This window comes from Vallitalea guaymasensis (assembly GCF_018141425.1).
In the GTDB taxonomy this organism is placed as follows: domain Bacteria; phylum Bacillota; class Clostridia; order Lachnospirales; family Vallitaleaceae; genus Vallitalea; species Vallitalea guaymasensis.
Window position 1 is genome coordinate 2,100,325 of the sequence record NZ_CP058561.1, and the last position, 17,279, is coordinate 2,117,603.

11 protein-coding genes are annotated in these 17,279 nt (G+C 31.6%); all 11 read left to right on the plus strand.

The features are described from left to right. Positions 1-72: 72 nt before the first annotated feature. The 11 genes from HYG85_RS09450 (at position 73) to HYG85_RS09500 (ending at position 17,223) form a co-directional block, all read left to right on the plus strand. Complete coding sequence (locus HYG85_RS09450; RefSeq protein ID WP_212693254.1) at positions 73-1,221, plus strand: S-layer homology domain-containing protein; 1,149 nt, start codon at positions 73-75, stop codon at positions 1,219-1,221. A 217-nt stretch (positions 1,222-1,438) separates the two neighbouring features. Beyond that, positions 1,439-1,906, plus strand: coding sequence for an S-layer homology domain-containing protein (locus tag HYG85_RS09455; RefSeq protein WP_212693255.1), 468 nt, complete (start codon positions 1,439-1,441; stop codon positions 1,904-1,906). Between the two features lie 159 nt (positions 1,907-2,065). Further along, the gene (locus tag HYG85_RS09460; protein ID WP_212693256.1) at positions 2,066-2,581 is read left to right on the plus strand and encodes a hypothetical protein; all 516 of its coding nucleotides are present in this window, start codon (positions 2,066-2,068) and stop codon (positions 2,579-2,581) included. Positions 2,582-2,791: 210 nt separating this feature from the next. After that, positions 2,792-3,943 (plus strand): S-layer homology domain-containing protein, encoded by a 1,152-nt coding sequence (locus tag HYG85_RS09465; RefSeq protein WP_212693257.1) that lies wholly within the window; start codon positions 2,792-2,794, stop codon positions 3,941-3,943. Positions 3,944-4,011: 68 nt separating this feature from the next. Further along, positions 4,012-11,229: a glycine-rich protein gene (locus HYG85_RS09470; protein ID WP_212693258.1), complete on the plus strand. Its 7,218-nt coding sequence runs from the start codon at positions 4,012-4,014 to the stop codon at positions 11,227-11,229. Between the two features lie 111 nt (positions 11,230-11,340). Then, the gene (locus HYG85_RS09475; RefSeq protein ID WP_212693259.1) at positions 11,341-12,288 is read left to right on the plus strand and encodes a M23 family metallopeptidase; all 948 of its coding nucleotides are present in this window, start codon (positions 11,341-11,343) and stop codon (positions 12,286-12,288) included. A gap of 48 nt (positions 12,289-12,336) precedes the next feature. After that, positions 12,337-12,978: a hypothetical protein gene (locus HYG85_RS09480; protein WP_113672729.1), complete on the plus strand. Its 642-nt coding sequence runs from the start codon at positions 12,337-12,339 to the stop codon at positions 12,976-12,978. Positions 12,979-12,990: 12 nt separating this feature from the next. Next, positions 12,991-13,266 (plus strand): hypothetical protein, encoded by a 276-nt coding sequence (locus tag HYG85_RS09485; RefSeq protein ID WP_212693260.1) that lies wholly within the window; start codon positions 12,991-12,993, stop codon positions 13,264-13,266. A 16-nt stretch (positions 13,267-13,282) separates the two neighbouring features. Further along, positions 13,283-13,636 carry a hypothetical protein gene (locus tag HYG85_RS09490; protein WP_113672731.1) on the plus strand — a complete coding sequence of 118 codons (354 nt, stop codon included), beginning with the start codon at positions 13,283-13,285 and terminating at the stop codon, positions 13,634-13,636. Positions 13,637-13,715: 79 nt separating this feature from the next. Continuing rightward, complete coding sequence (locus tag HYG85_RS09495; RefSeq protein WP_212693261.1) at positions 13,716-15,722, plus strand: hypothetical protein; 2,007 nt, start codon at positions 13,716-13,718, stop codon at positions 15,720-15,722. A 358-nt stretch (positions 15,723-16,080) separates the two neighbouring features. Further along, the gene (locus HYG85_RS09500) at positions 16,081-17,223 is read left to right on the plus strand and encodes an S-layer homology domain-containing protein (RefSeq protein ID WP_212693262.1); all 1,143 of its coding nucleotides are present in this window, start codon (positions 16,081-16,083) and stop codon (positions 17,221-17,223) included. The last annotated feature ends 56 nt before the right edge of the window (positions 17,224-17,279 follow it).

Here is a 17,279-nt window from a genome sequence, read left to right on the forward strand (position 1 = left end):
CTAATTTGTAATATTCTATTTAGCGTGATATATTATTAGCAATACATAAAACTTCAAAGGAGATTGATACATATGAAGAAAATATTGTCGCTATTATTAACTATTAGTATGATTTTTAGTACTAATATAATGATATACGGAGCAGAAGATGAACCCTCGGATTGGGCAAAAGAAGATGTTATGAAAACAATAGATTTAGGATATATACCAGAACATCTACAGAATAATTATCAACAGCCTATTACTAGAGAAGAATTTGCCGAAATAATGGTTACTGCTATTTTTACAGCTAGACAAGATGCAATTGATAGTGCTCACTTTGATACTAAAAGCGGCTGGGATTTTCAGAAACTAACTCCTGAAAACTTTCTTTCCAAAGTAACTACAACTGAATATTTTACAGATACAGATAATCCTTATATAAGAGTTGCTAACATACTTGGTATAATTAACGGTGATGGTAACCATAAATTCCACCCTGATGAATTAATAACAAGAGAACAGGCTGCTGTTATGTTTATGAATTATTTTCACTCATTAGATAATGGAAATAGAAAGAATGCTGTCGAAGAATTGTCAGATTTAGATGAAGCCTCTAGCTGGGCTAGAGAAGCTGTAATATGTGCCTATGGTAGATGCTATATAAAGGGCATTAAAAATCCAGTATTCTTCGATGATTCATGGGAAGTTATGGAAAAGGGATACTTTGATACCAAAAGTAATCTAAGCAGAGAGCAAGCCATCACAATAATATTAAGAATTAGCGAAAAACATATATTGAACGATTTACTCCTGCGAGGTTATGTACGTATAACTATGGATGACCTTATGTCTGGTTTTGAAATTGATGGTAATATAGTAAAAATGAAAAAATCTGGCTTTGACTCCAAATATACATTGGGCATGAAATATTTAAGGAGTCGAGGTTTAGAAAACTATATTAATCAATATACCTCTCAAGAACTTGATGTACTAAGTGTACTTCCTTTGGGAACTGACTCTCTTCATAATATATATACTATTGAAAAAATGGATAGAATACTCTCTGGAAAAGAAGTTACTTATGATTATGAAATCTTTACTATTACATATAATAAATCGGGTTACCTGGCAGTATTTGAAAAAAACGAGCATTATGGATATTGGGCTGGAACGGGTTTTAGTATACATTATTATTCAAATGGTAAATGGCATTTATTAGAATGCAAATCAATCAAATAATATAAAAATATTGAAAGCGTTAAAGATTATCATCTTATGTTTATAAAACAAGATTAATGAGATTCTATAAATACAGCTAACGAAATAATTTTATATACTAAATACTAAAAACCTCTGTCTTGGTATTAATATACTATTAAAGGTTTTTAATTTGTAAAATTTATTTAGTGTGATATATTATTAGCAATATATAAAACTTCAAAGGAGATTAATACATATGAAGAAAATATTGTCACTATTATTAATTATTAGTATGATTTTTAGTACTAATATAATGATATATGGAGCAGAAGATGAACCCTCGGATTGGGCAAAAGAAGATGTTATGGATGCTATCAATAGAGGGTATGTACCCGAACATCTACAAAATAATTATCAACAACCTATAACTAGAGAAGAATTTGCTGAGTTATTTGTTACTGCTATTTTTACTGATAGAAATGAATCAATTGATAGCTGTCACTTTGATACTAAAAGTGGCTGGGATTTTCAAAAGTTGACTCCTGAAAATGTTCTTTCCAAAGTAACAACTACTGCATACTTTACCGATACTGATAACCCATATATAAGAGTTGCTAATATACTTGGTATAATTAATGGTGATGGTAATCATAAATTCCACCCTGATGAACTTATAACTAGAGAACAGGCTGCTGTGATGTTCCTTAATTATTTCATTCATTAGATGGTGCAAATAGAAATGATGCTGTTGAACAATTATCGGACTTAGATGAGGCTTCAAGTTGGGCAAGAGAAGCCGTAATATGTGCCTACAGTAGATTTTATATGAAAGGTACCAAAAAGCCAGTAATAAATAATTCTATAGTTATTGAGAAAGGTTATTTTGATACAAAAAAGTAATCTAAGTAGAGAACAGGCTATTACAATAATTTTAAGAATAGGTGACAGGTTATTATTGAATAATTTACTTATAAGAGGTTATTTACGTTTAACCATGGATGATTTAATGCCTGGGTTTGAAATTGATGGTAACACAATCAAATTGAAGAGGTCTGGGTTTGACTCCAAATATACATTAGGTATGAAATATTTAAGGAGTCAAGGATTAGAAAAATACATTAACAATTATAATTCTGAAGAACTTGATGTACTTAGTATACTTCCTTTGGGAACAGATTCTCTACATAATATATATACTATTGAAAAAATGGATAGAATACTATCAGGTAAAGAAGTTACTTATGATTATGAAATCTTTACTGTTACATATAACAAATCTAATTATCTGGCAGTATTAGAAAAAAAAGAGGGTTATGGATATTGGGCTGGAACTGGTTTCAGTATATACTATTATCTAAATGGTGATAGTCATTTAGTTGAATGTAAATCAATCACATAATTAATAGAACATCAAAAAAGTACAAGATTATTTTCTTATATTCATAAAATCAATGATATTATATAAACAGCTAACGAAATGATTTTATATACTAAATACTAAAAACTTTTGCATTATATTCTTATATTATAAAATCTTTTAATTTGTAAAATTCTATTTAGTGTGATATATTATTAGCAATATACAAAACTTCAAAGGAGATTGATACATATGAAGAAAATATTGTCGCTATTATTAACTATTAGTATGATTTTTAGTACTAATATAATGATATATGGAGCAGAAGATGAACCCTCGGATTGGGCAAAAGAAGATGTTATGGATGCGATAAAGTGTAACTATGTACCTATACATTTACAAAGTAATTATCAAAGACCTATAACTAGAGAAGAATTTGCTGAGTTATTTGTTACTGCAATCTTTACTGATAAAAACATTTCAAATAGTAGCTGTTACTTTGATACTAAAAGTAGCTGGGATTTTCAGAAACTAACTCCAGAAACCTTTCTTTCCAAGGTTACTACAACTGAATACTTTACAGATACAGATAATCCTTATATTAAAGTTGCTAATATGCTTGGTATAATTAATGGTGATGGTAATCATAAATTTCATCCTGATGAACTAATAACAAGAGAACAGGCTGCTGTGATGTTTATGAATTATTTACACACTTTAGGTTGTGGAAATAGAACTGATGCAATTGAACAATTATCTGATTTAGATGAAGCTTCAAGTTGGGCAAGAGAAGCTGTAATTTGTGCATATAGTAGATTCTATATAAAAGGAACTAAAAAACCAGTTTTAACCGATTCAGGTGAAGTTATTAATAAAGGTTACTTTGATACAAAAGGTAATCTAACCAGAGAACAAGCTATTATTATACTTTATAGAATTGGTAAAGGTTCAAATAGATTAGACCATTTAATCTTAAGAGGTTATGTAAATATATCAATGGATAACCTAATGTCTGGCTTTGAAATTGATGGTAATACCGTTAAAATGAATAGATCTGGTTTTAACTCAAAATCTACATTAACAATGAAATATTTGAAAAATATACATGCTTTAAAAAACTATATTTATAAATATAATTCTGAAGAACTTGATGTCCTTAGCGTACTTCCTTTAGGAACTGATTCTCTTCGTAATATATATACTATTGAAAAAATAGAGAGAGTACTATCAGGTAAAGAAGTTACTTATGACTATACAACCTTTAATGTTACATATAATGAAGCAAGTTTTTTAGCTATATTTAGAAAAAACGAAGGTTATGGATATTGGGCTGGGACAGGTTTTAGTTTATACTATTATTTAAACGGTAAAAGTTTTTTAATTAAATGTCAATCTATTAAATAGTTGTAGAATATTAAAAAGTATAAGATTAATTTCTTATACTTTTTTAGTTATAAGGAGATAAACATAAAATGAAACATAAAATATTAACATTTTTTATTATATTAACTTTAGTAACAACAGTTATTCCCTCTAGAGTATATGCAACTCATAATGGTGGAACAATTGGCGATAATGGTTCTATTCCAGCAGGTGGATCACCTGGTAAAGGTGGCGGCATATGTGGGACACCATGCTTTAGAATAGGTATAATATCTGAAGAATTGAGAAAACCATTAAATTATGATGATAATTATCCTACGCCTATAAACGAACAGATAGAACACCATTACATTAATCATTTTCCTAGAATGTCCAATTCTATTGTATTTTGTCCTTCTAATGTTTACAAAGATAAGAATAATGCGTTACTTAAATGGTATAATTCCAGCACTGGAGCACTTGATCCTGTAGATAGTAAACTAATTGAATATAAGCTAAGAAAGATAGATAAAAATTACATTATTGAAGGTGATATATTTTATAATCAATTAAAAACTATAGTTATTGATAATAAAATTGAAAGTCTAGTAGGTGGTAAATGGTTAGATGTATTAGATGAAACTTCTGAGTTAAATTGTATCAAAATATGGAATTATCTACTAAAAGACTGGAATGTCGAAGATGATTCTCCATTATCTATAGATAATAAGCTGAATACATTTATTCACTTCCAAGAAGGAGCTCTTGATAATAATAATAAATTAAAAAATGAACTAGGATACCTTCAATTACTTATGTCAATTTATGTATTATCCCCACCTGATAGAAAAAGGATTTTATATGACGAAATAGAAAGATATATTAGAAAGGATGATGTTCTTTCAAATCCCCCACTTGTAGCAATAGACACTGTCGTAAGAGTATCGGTACCTGCTTACTCATCAAAATATGTATTTGTTCCATCTGTAGATTATATGATGTATGTATCAGGTGTAACAGCTACCAATCATCTCACATCCCCTACTGCTCCAGCTTTTGATACTCCTGAATCTGAATGGGAATATGGAAGTGATCATACAAGAACGATAATTAAAAATTTAGTCAATAAATCAATCATTAATGCCCCTAACTGGAAAAGAATAACTAATATCCATGGTACTGCTTTTGAAAAAAATGGTTTTGCTTGGGGTCAGGCTGGTGTCATTGGTAAATCAAGTAGAATATATACCGGTTCAGGTTCAGCTAAATGGAAAACAACTCAGGATGAAATAACAGGAATTATGGAAGCTCTAAAATTCAAAGATTCCCATTATGGCTTTGTATTAGTATCTGCATATCAAACTTTTGCACCTGATGAAAATCCAACAGGAGGTTATTCCATCACAACAGATACACCTTCACCTGAAATCATAGAGGAAGAAAATGCCACTGTAATTGGTGATGTCATCAAAATAACCTTAAAAGGTAACCTAAATAATCTAGAACAGGTTGCATGGAGCAAACAGTTGAGTTATGATAAATTTGAAGCTGGATACCCGAAAATCAAACTAGGTCTTGAGGTTATGCACCCATCAGATAGTTCTTACTCTGATATATTAAATTCTAAGTACCCATTGACTACGACAAGTAACTGTTCCTACTCTAATAATTGGCAGTATATAGATAAAGATGTTTTAATGGATTTTATTACAGGCAAAGTTCCTTTGGAATATATTCACGAAGTTATGGATTTTCCAGTTCAACCTTTCTCTTTATATCCTTTTAAATACAAATCGTCCATTGAAGTACAATTAGGTTCCAAGAAAAAATCAATTACTTTAAATGCAATACCCACTAATACTGCAGAGAAAACATTTAAAACCCATGGTCCAACACCAGTAATTAACACAATACCTACATTTGCTTCTGAAATAAAACAAGGTCATCCTTATGGAGAAACTTTTGAAGCTATGGCTGGTACTCCAACCACAAGAGACCTGTATTTTGCAACAGGAGGCAGTGAATTTATTATTGAGATACATTCTGAATATTTGAAAGACCAGAAAGTTAATAGAACCTATAAATCAAAGTTTTCTGGAACTCCTTGCGAATTTCAGACTGGAGACCAAGCAGGTAGCTATACTGTACCTTCACCATCAGGTGCAAACAGTTCTGATACTAGCGTTAATGTGCATGGTGGAGATCTAACTATTTCAGCAACATGGACAGGTACACTACCTTGGACAGGTTCGGTCTCCTACTGGGATCATGGCACAAGTGTTAGTAACTCATGGGATTACTCTAATTACGAAGCCGCCAAATCTCAAGCTCAAGATTGGATATCTACTATAAATAATTATGAAATATCTCATACAGCTGCCAGTAATAAAGAAACAAGAACCTTCAATAACTGGAATGCACATATAACAACAGATAGTAGAAATGATGGTCCATCTGGTGATGCGGACCCTGGACAAGAATATATAGCCCCTACTCCACCTTCTGGAGACCCACCAACAGGTGGTGATGATGGTCAAGATTATGTTGCAGCAAGTGGTCATGATGGAGGTCCCGGTAATTATACAATAACAGTAACTGGTTCTATCCCTGCTCATATCCTATGTGGTCCTTGCCATACTCACGAATTACCTGCTGTAGAAGATACATGGAAACAAGAATTAACTTATGATACAGCAAAAATTACTAATGTTAATGTATGGAAGATACATCGTAGTATGGTTAATGGTATGATCACTCTCCTAGGCACGGATGAAGTAACTGCTGACATCGTTCAGGGAGATCCCAATATATTTTATAACATAGCAAAAACAGAATCCTCCAAAGACGGAAGAATAAGATACAGTCTCGAACCACAGCAGCATGATACAGTCGTATGGGATGAAGGTACAAGAACCAATAAATGTAACGGAAGAGGTTCTAGCCCATATGTATCTGGTAATGGTCATGGTTCAAATTATGCAAAAGGTATTCTTTATAGCAATAATAGTTATTCAACTCAGGAAAATTATCACACGTTAAATGCAGATAATATAGACAAACAAACAGAAGAATATAATAAATTTGATTCCAGAAGAAATATGGAAAACAAAGCTACCGTAATATCTGATTTTGTTATATTGCAAACATCTTCAGGAGACCAATCCTTATTATATTTTGATAAAGAATCTGAGATAATAAAATCACAACAACAGTTTCAAAAAGTAGCCAGCACCTTTGATGAAATGTGGCTTAATAATCCTGAATCATGTGCTAAATGGTTAGGTTATGAAATTAACGTAGGATCTTATAATGGAGAATTCTTTTCACCAAAGACCAAATATAATGGTACAGGAGATAAACACAAAACAATGACCATATTAGATGATGATCCTGCTCATACGATAATACGACCTACCCGCCCTTCTCAACCTCTACGTATTGTAAAAACAGGTTTAGACATTAAGGATACTATAAGTAATGGTGAATACATGACAGGTACATCCTCAGTATTCTACAAAAACATATTAAGCACTGGAAAAAGCTCACATTATAAAGATGAATATAACCCTGATTATGGAGAATCAGGTCTTACTTACGAAACTAAATATCAAGACTCAGAAAATTTCACTAAGATAAATGATATAGTTATACATAATCCTGTATCCGCTGAATCAGCCATAATATATCCTATAGATTCATCAATGGATCAACGTGTTTTTGACAATGATAATCACATTGGCGGAAATCTACAATCAGATATAACTGAATATGTTACGAAACTGAAAGAAATACATCCTTATCAAAATTTTATTTATAATGGTAATGCAGAAGAAACTACTCCTAATGGAAATATTGTTAATTGGATAGGTGAAGTTAATAATAAAGATGGTGTAACATTCAAAAGGATAGAAAGCAATGATAAAATAGCTGGAAAAGGTTCTTATTATATTGAAGTACCGGCTAAATCTAATAGAGTAGCAAAATATGTTACAACATCTCTAGGTGAACCTAACATTAATTACAGTTTTACAGGTATGATGAAATGTCATAATTGCTTTGGTAAATTTTTAATAGAAGCACTTGATTCAAATGATAATATTTTGGATATATGGTCCTCAGACTCTTATTCAGATGTACAGACTAAAACTATGAATATCTCCTTCCGGTCACCAACTAATACTGCAAAATTAAAAGTCAATATAATAAATGGTAACTCTAATAACACTGATAATACCAACGAATATGTAATAGCTGATAATCTTTCCATTACGAAAGAAAATGGTGATACATGTGAATGGGTACCAAATAAATATACAATCTATGAAGAAAGAGAAATGGACAATCCTGATTATGTAAACCCATATACTATTGCAAACCCTGAATATATTCCTGAGAAGATAGTAAATAATCCAAATTATGTACCACCTATCAACGTACCTCAACAAAATATTTATTCAGGTTCTTATACTTTTAGAAATCCAGCAACAGTTAGAGTTAATTTATATGGTGCTGGTGGTGGTTACTATCAACATTTAGACCATGAAAAATATTACACTAACAGTCAATATGGAAATGGTATCGTATACGTAGATACAGGTGATATTTTATCATGGAATGGGACTAATCTATATAAAAACAACAGTATAATAGCAAGCTATAGATATGGTACTATCTCAGGACGTAGTGCTGATTCTTGTGCTGATGCAGAAAGATTAGCAAGAAATAATGGGGGTAGTGTTTCTAACTATGCTCTATCAAATTTCTCTTACTCAGGTTCTAGCAGTAATTATTTTACAGTTCCTGCTTATAATCAGCCTGGAAACGGAGAACCAGAATATATTACCATCCCTGCAGTTGGAGAACCTACTATCCTAATAAATAATGCTAACTATGAACCCGCAGTTGTAACTGATGAAACTCGTAACATGACTTTTAACGCGACTTCTACTGGTTCTTATGGGGCAAATACAAATAATTCTATAAATACATCAAATGAAACTATTACTATGAACGGTGGTAAATATTTGTGGACAGTACCTACTACAAATACATACACTATATCAGCTTATGGAGCACAAGGTGGTTTTGGTGCCCGTGAAGGCGGTAAAGGTGCAATAATGACAGGCGATTTTCAACTTACCAAAAGTCAAATAATCGAAATCTTAGTAGGGCAACAAGGTGAGCGTCATGGCGAAGGTGCTGGTGGTGGTGGTGGAACTTATGTAGTTTCCAGTATAGACCAAACACCTCTAGTAGTTGCCGGTGGCGGGGGTGGCGGAGCTGGAGATAATCCTTATGATAAAGGAAAAGATGCCTCCTGCTCAGTTGCACCAGTAACCAAGACTCATGGTGGTTCATATGATTACGGTCACTCTAATGAAGAAGGTGGTGGTGGCGGTGGTTTTATGGGTAATGCTCATTTATCCTATGGTGGTAACAGCTTCTCTAACGGCGGTTTCGGTTATTCTAGTCACGGTGGTTTCGGTGGTGGTGGAAGTGGTTGCTCTGACGGTGGTGGTGGCGGTGGCGGTTACTATGGTGGCAACGGTAACGATAGTGGCGGCGGCTTTGGCGGTGGTTCATATAATACTGGAACTAATCAATCTAATTCAACAGGAAATACTGGACACGGTAAAGTTATAATATCCACTTCATCAGGAATTAGAGTCATCACGCCTGCAAAAGGAACGCCATATATACCTGACCTGTCCCCTACACTAACATCCGTTGTTAAAACTGAAAAGACTTTATCCCAACCTCCAGATGACTGGTATGAAACCATACTTGAAGTGATACCGGCTAATCCAAATGTTCAACTTCCAGATGGTAATTATGCTTCTTCAGGAGATATGTTAATGCTGGATTATCCTTTTAAAATACATTTTCCTAATAAAGGCGATTTTTATGGAAATGGAGCTTTAGGTCTTGCAGAAACCAGTGAATATAGAGGAAAAGGTTTTATAGACAATATGGATACAACTGAATGGACTTCTGAAAAAATAGCTAAGTTTGATTACAATGTAATATATAATGATGTCCTCTACCCTTCTGGTTCTGAGATTTCATTATACCCTATTGATCAAGAATGGTATAACTTTTATTTACCATTAGCTAATAAAGAAGCCATAAGTGCTGGTGTAAAATTCTACGCCGTTGCCAATAACGGTTCTGGTATAGATAATACTAAACCAACTAATAAAAAAAGGTATAATAATAAAAATGCCAGACATTCCGCACTTAAGCAATATAACATAGATATTGTTGGTCGTATAGGTAATCTTGTTATTGAAGACACAGGTGATTTTAGATTCTCGAATATATTCAAGAAACCTGTAACTCCTACTGATTGGTATATACCTAATGTAGTACCAAAAGTACAAATAGACCAACAAAACGATTATATAGGTAACTCAGTAGATATAAGAGGCGAATCTGCTTCACCAATTACCAATTATCTTAATACTTACGGGTGCCTTGATTTTCTTCAAAAAGCACCTTTAAGTTTTCCTCTATCACCTTCAATAAATAATATAGAGGCTTTAAAAAGGCAACCGTTAAGAGTAGGTTATCCAATATTTATGGATATACAAACTATCGGTAATTATTATTCCTATATGCAGATCATTCCTTATTATTATGGACTCAATCTAAATACAGGAGAATTAACTCCTTTGGATGTATATATGGAAGTTGATAAAAAATATCAGCCTATTAATATATTTGGTGGCGGGCAATCCATATTAGACTACCCAATTACTCTTAACTGGGAAGAAGAATCTGCTAGACGTAATTATCTTAAAGAAGAGCAAGATATTACCGAATTTGTTAGAGACAATACATATAATGTTGACTCACAAGGTAATGAAATACCTATAGGTATGCCTATAGGAAAATACCACACATACGGAAATGCACAATTCATGCAGCTTAATGAACGAAATAGAACGTTCATAGGTACTCCATACACTTATGGTATGAATAGGAATCCAGGTAATCTACTCTCCGATTATGCCTACAATCAACAGGCTCAGAGGTGGCATTTTACCTTTAAGCTTCCATCATCAGCTATATTCGTACCTCACGGCTCTAAAATAACCAACAGCAATTTAAAACAGATGATGAATGATTCAACAGTTGTTATAGCTGCTGCTAATATAAAAGCTATTGGAGATACTTACTGCTTACAATACAAACATCATGGAGGCAATGGAAGCATAACATTAGCTGGTAAAACACATTCTTTAGATTCTATTCCTTATAGTGTATATGCTGTTTATTCATCAGAAAAATCTTCATCAGACGATTTAAGTACTTCTGGAACCCATTAACTAACTAAAAGCTATTTAAAATATTATCTTGAATAATAAAATTTTAGAAAGAGTAAATATATACTATTTACTCTTTTTTAATTCATATCAAATAGCTTAGGAGGCATAAATATGAAAAAAATAATTATTACAGTTATTATATTTATAATCTGCTGCCCTATATCAATCTATGCAGAAAATGCTTCTGCCCTGTTGGATCTATATGGAATTGAAAAACTAGTTTCTGTAGAAACGGAAGAAAAATTGTTACAAGACATAACTAAAGAGTATTATAGTGTGCAGACAGAAATCAATAAAGATGAAATGGTAGAAAAGGCTATAGATATTTATTCAACCAATTATGAAAACATCCTTAGTGAATATGATTCTGAGATTAATACCCTTAAACAACAATTAATAGAATTGAAAACTACTATTTATGAAAACAGAAATAACACTGTGGAGTATCTTTTAGAGTTAGATTCAGAATACAAATCAATTCAACTTCATATACAAGATCTATTAAAGGAGAGAAAAATACAAGTACAACAACTGGAATTATTATCTTTTGATAATAAAAATGCACAGGAAATGGAAAAAAAATCTAAACAACTCAAGAGTAAATTAAACTCTCAAAAAAAGGCATATGAAAAAGCTATAACATATCCCGAATTAGGAGATGTAAATAACCTTAATTATCCTTTGAATAAATCCAGCCATGTTACATCTGGATTTGGTACAAGAACCGATCCTATAGAAAAAGATAAAATACAGTTTCATAATGGAATAGATTTATCAGCTGCTTTAAAAACAGAAGTAACTGCTCTATTTAATGGTACTGTTGAAAAAGCAGGACATAGTGATGCTCTAGGCTATTATATTATCCTCAATCATGGTAAGGGAATTAGAACTATATACGGACATCTAAATCATTATATCGTAAGCCAAGGACAACAAGTAAACCAATATGAAGTCATAGCAAGTTCCGGTAATTCTGGCAGTAGAAGTACTGGTCCTCATCTACACTTAGGGCTTTATATTAACGGTGAAGCTGTTGACCCTAGTAAAGTATTCAAATAACTACTTTTTAGATTAGTCACATCAAAAAATATATAAGGAGGCAATCAAATGCTAGTAACTTCAAAAAAACGATATTTACCTACTACTATCAACACTCTGGTTTTAGCTAAAAATGATGATTTTTTCTATATCCATAGAGATGTCTATGACAAAGCTATCATATTAAATGATAGCTTTACACTAGATGAACTCATCAGCAACATAGAACCCCAAAATAATTTATCAGCAATCCATTATTTTTACGAAAACTCTCCTGCTCCAATTAATATTCTAGCTCCTTTCCTAGGTTTGGTGGTAGAAGGCTTACCAGAAGACATTGAAATACTTACTGGAGCTATACATGTAATAACCGCTGCAACAGACGTAAAGGCTTTTACCAGGGTACATACAGAACTACGTAAGACATTGGAATTTTCATTATATATCCAAGAAGAATATGAAATGGCTTGGGAAAGATTTTTTATGACCAGTATTCCATATGAAGAAAGAAATACTCTAATCAATACTCAAGCACAACCTATACAAGAAGAGCTTATAAATAACCCTTCTGAAGAAAAAATTGAAAACACTACCCTTCCTGGTTTTGAGAGTAATACTGATGAACTCATAGAAGTAGATGATGAATTTTCCAAGGAAATGGAAAAAGAGAAACTAAGAAACATTCTTCAAATTGATGATATGAATATATAAGGAGAGGATCATATGCCAGAAAAATTATTATCAACTAACACAGAAGCCTACAATACTCTTGAAGCCATCAGCAAACTTATAGGAGATATCATAGATTCTTCAAAAGGCTTTCGAAACAAGATAGAAACTACATACGATAAAGTCGAACTAGCATTTCTAAAACGTCTATTAGATTCAGTAATATTAGTAGAACATGACGCTCTAATATTGAAACAAGAATTTAAAGATATAAGAAATAATATACCTATTGAACTTGATAACCCAGAACCAAATACAGAAGTCAAATAGAAAGGAAGATATACCTATGGGTGGTAAAGCCAAATTATTAGACCCTGAATTATTAGAAAGTCTCTATATTGAAAGTATACAATTTAAAAGTAAATCAGAAGAAACATCAAATAAAATACGTGTTCTAATCAACAAAGTCACTGACCCCATGTTTATGCACAATATAAAAAGTGATGAAAACGAGAAATTGATGGAATCTATTATGACAAGCAAACAATCACTTGAAGATTTACTTGATTTCTTGAAAACCACTGCTAATTATATAGATAGTACTTTAGAAGGTACAGTTTGTCACACACAAGAAGTACACGGTCAAAACAATACAGATGGGAAAAATTCTATTCATGAACAACATACTCTAAAAAGATAATCACTTAATTTTTGATTGATTAAACTACTTTATGAAATAGCCTTAATAAAACAGATTGTAACTTAGGAGGTAAAAAAATATGATATATGTAGCATCATTATCAGGTTTTGGCAAAAAAACATTTGTAGATAAAACACTTCAAACAAAGATGGATAAGATTATTGAGCAGATTCACTTGAGTCCCAAAATAACAGGAATGGATACCATAGTTTTAGGTCCAAAAGACCTTTCTGTAACTCAAACAAGGAACGCTTTAACATCTGCATTAAAAGAAAAACATGAGGATATTCTCATAATCTATTTATACACCAACGATAAACAAGCTAAATATCTTGAAAGTGAAAATATAATAGCCAAAAGATTAGATAGAAAAATTAACCTTAAAAATTTCAAAGAAGCTGTAACAGAGCTTTTGGAAAATAAAGCATTAATAAAGAAAGAAGATATTACTAAAGTTAAGAAAAAGAAAACTGAAGAACCTGAAGAAAAACCTAAAAAGAAAAAGCTCAGTAAAAAAGAAATAAAAAAAGAACCACAAATTGAACCAGAAACACCTAAAGAAGAACCAACTCCATCTGATGAAACTATACAAGAACCTGAAGATGACGTTATAAAAGAACCTGTAGAAGTTATAAAATTACATAAAGTCAAAACTCTTGAAGAACGTATTAAAGAATGTACAAGCTTCTCAGATTGGAATCTATTCAAAAATTTATTAGATAAAGATACCATTGTAAGAGATTTAATGACAGAGAATAACCAATTTGCTGAAACTATCAGTATGCTCCGTAACGTTGAACAAGAAATTATAACTATATTTAAAGATGAAAACAAAACTTCTGAGCAAAAATTTGAAGAAATTAGAGAACTGGGAATAAAACGCTCTGGTTATAAAGCTTCTTGGAATAATATGATTACAGAAAAAGTAATGTCCATATTAGCAACCATGACTACATCGGCAGAGTCAATTATCCACTCTCGTATAAGAGAAATAACTTCTGTACTTGATAAATTCTCTTCTAATACTAAATTATACTATAAAGAAGACAAAGAGAAACTTGATAAACTAATAAAAGAACGCTTAGACTTACAATTTCAGCTGCATGAACTATCTAAGAGTCTAATTACAGTATATCAATCCATGGATGAAACTGTTAATGATATTATAAAATCCTTTGATAATGAATTACCTTCTGAGAATACATATATTAATGAGATATATAAAACTTCAAAAAATATATTTACCCCTATCAATGCACCACAGCTTGCAACTAAATTAATGAGTGACCTTCAGAAAAACAGAATCTCCCTTTCTGCTCTAGAAAAAACCATTCAAGAAGTCATAGCCAAGGTATTTCAACTATGTGAATTAGATGAAACCATTATACTTCATCAAAACAAGCTCATAAAGCTTCTTGAGGCAAATAATGTAGAAGATGTGGTAATCGTTGATACAATACTAAAAAATGCTTTAAGGCTTTATATAGGACCATATGAAGTAGGTACAAGAGCTACAGCTATAACATGGGCAGGTATATTATCCAGAAGACATAATTCACTGCTCATTGATCTAACTGGAAGTAACAAATTCAGGTCATATGGTATTGAACCTGTAACCCTTGAAAATTTCCTTAATAACAGAATCCAAGAACAATTTTTATGTGTTGAAGGTGACTTACTCTCAACTTCAGCTAAAATAGAGGATGTTATTGCAGAACTTAAAACAAGGCTTAATTATTATCCATATATAAATATAATTTTAGAGGCATCTCAAACTTCTCTTATCAAAACACTAGCTGAACATGCACTTTCGGTAACCTATATTACAGATTGTACTACAAGAGGAAATACATTACTTGGAAATGCAATAGATAATATAACTATTGAAAACATTGCTAGAAAAATAGTACTCATTGATCCACCAACTGATGAAATGTCTATATTACAAGAACTGAACATGGACCCTCTCGTTACTAAACTTATTACTCTACCCCATCTGTCTAAAATGAAAGCATGTAGTATAAAATCACTACCTCCATTTAATGATAGAGACATTACTAGTATATTTGAAGAATCTTTTAGGTAGAGAATAATAAATATAGATATAAGGGGTGAATCTGTCGGACCAACTAATAATTATCTCAATACTTATGGTTGTCTTGATTTCCATAGAAATCTTCTTTAAGTTTACCTCTTCTCCTTCAAAAAAATATAGAGGCTTTAATAAGGCAACCAATGAGCATTGAGATCCAATGTTAATGGTAACCACTATGACTAATAGATTATTGTTTGAAGATCACCCCTTATAACTAAACACCTATATATCTACACTAATAATTAAAATATATTTTTTTAACTATATATGACCGAAAATTATATTTATTATAATAACTTTATATGTTATTATATATATATATTTTATAAAAGTATTGGAGGTTATACAAATGAAAAGATTATTCTCATTTACGATGATTCTTACAATTATTATTAGTATCAATGTACCTATATTCGCTTTATCAGATGAACCATCTTCTTGGGCAAAAGAAGAAGTTGAATCTGCAATTAAAAATGAATACGTACCAACCCAATTACAGAGTAATTATCAAAAACCTATTACACGAGAAGAATTTGCCGAACTATTTGTTAATGCTGTTTTTAAGGATTTTAATAGATATATCCAAAGTTATGCTGGCATGACTGAAGAAGCAGCATGGGGTACTACAACATTAACTATTGATATGTTCTTAGAAGCAATATCAACAACAGAAAAATTTACCGATACTGATAATAAATATGTAAAAGTAGCTAATATACTGGGTATGGTCAATGGTATTGGTGATAATAAATTTGACCCAGACGGTCTTATCACAAGAGAACAAGCGGCTATCATGTTTGTCAATTACTTTCAAACTGTTGACTCAAATAATACAAATGAAGCACCTAAATACTTAGATGATTTGGATTCTGTTTCACCATGGGCTAAAGAAGCCGTGGCTAGAGCTTATGGTGCCCGTTATCTCCGTGGTAATGTAAAAGCAATTGAAGATGAATGGGGTAATGTAACAAAAAAAGGACATTTTGATTCTAAAGCCACTTTTACCAGAGAACAAGCCATAATAGTTATATCAAGGCTAGGAATTGATGGTAAAGAAATACTTAATAAACTAGTATTGAGAGGTTATGTTGAAATTGGTATGGATGCATTATTTTCTGGCTTCGATATAGAAGGAAATACCATAAAAATGAAAAGTACTGGGTTTGATTATAAATACTGTCAACTAAAGGAATATTGGAGAACTCAATCAAATTTAATAGATTATGTTAATAAATATCCAACAGAACAATTAATAGCTCTTCTACTAAAACCTAGTCTAGCAAGATGTCATATGACTACAGAGGAGAATCTTGATAAAGTTCTATCTGGCAAACAGACTTTTTATGATTATAAACTCTTTACTATAGAACACAATATTGATAATTACCTTGTTGTTATAACTAAAATAGATGGCTATGGTTATATGTGTGGCGGTGGTCTAAGACTTTTATATGGAGATGATAATCAATATACAGTAAGTGTACAAAATTAATAAATTTCATAAATTAACATTTAAGACGCTAAAATTATAAGCGTCTTTTTTATTAT

Coding starts and splice junctions, on each gene's coding strand:
- HYG85_RS09450 (WP_212693254.1), top strand. CDS start 73: ATGAAGAAAATATTGTCGCTATTATTAACTATTAGTATGATTTTTAGT.
- HYG85_RS09495 (WP_212693261.1), top strand. CDS start 13,716: ATGATATATGTAGCATCATTATCAGGTTTTGGCAAAAAAACATTTGTA.
- HYG85_RS09500 (WP_212693262.1), top strand. CDS start 16,081: ATGAAAAGATTATTCTCATTTACGATGATTCTTACAATTATTATTAGT.
- HYG85_RS09470 (WP_212693258.1), top strand. CDS start 4,012: ATGAAACATAAAATATTAACATTTTTTATTATATTAACTTTAGTAACA.
- HYG85_RS09490 (WP_113672731.1), top strand. CDS start 13,283: ATGGGTGGTAAAGCCAAATTATTAGACCCTGAATTATTAGAAAGTCTC.
- HYG85_RS09480 (WP_113672729.1), top strand. CDS start 12,337: ATGCTAGTAACTTCAAAAAAACGATATTTACCTACTACTATCAACACT.
- HYG85_RS09485 (WP_212693260.1), top strand. CDS start 12,991: ATGCCAGAAAAATTATTATCAACTAACACAGAAGCCTACAATACTCTT.
- HYG85_RS09475 (WP_212693259.1), top strand. CDS start 11,341: ATGAAAAAAATAATTATTACAGTTATTATATTTATAATCTGCTGCCCT.
- HYG85_RS09455 (WP_212693255.1), top strand. CDS start 1,439: ATGAAGAAAATATTGTCACTATTATTAATTATTAGTATGATTTTTAGT.
- HYG85_RS09465 (WP_212693257.1), top strand. CDS start 2,792: ATGAAGAAAATATTGTCGCTATTATTAACTATTAGTATGATTTTTAGT.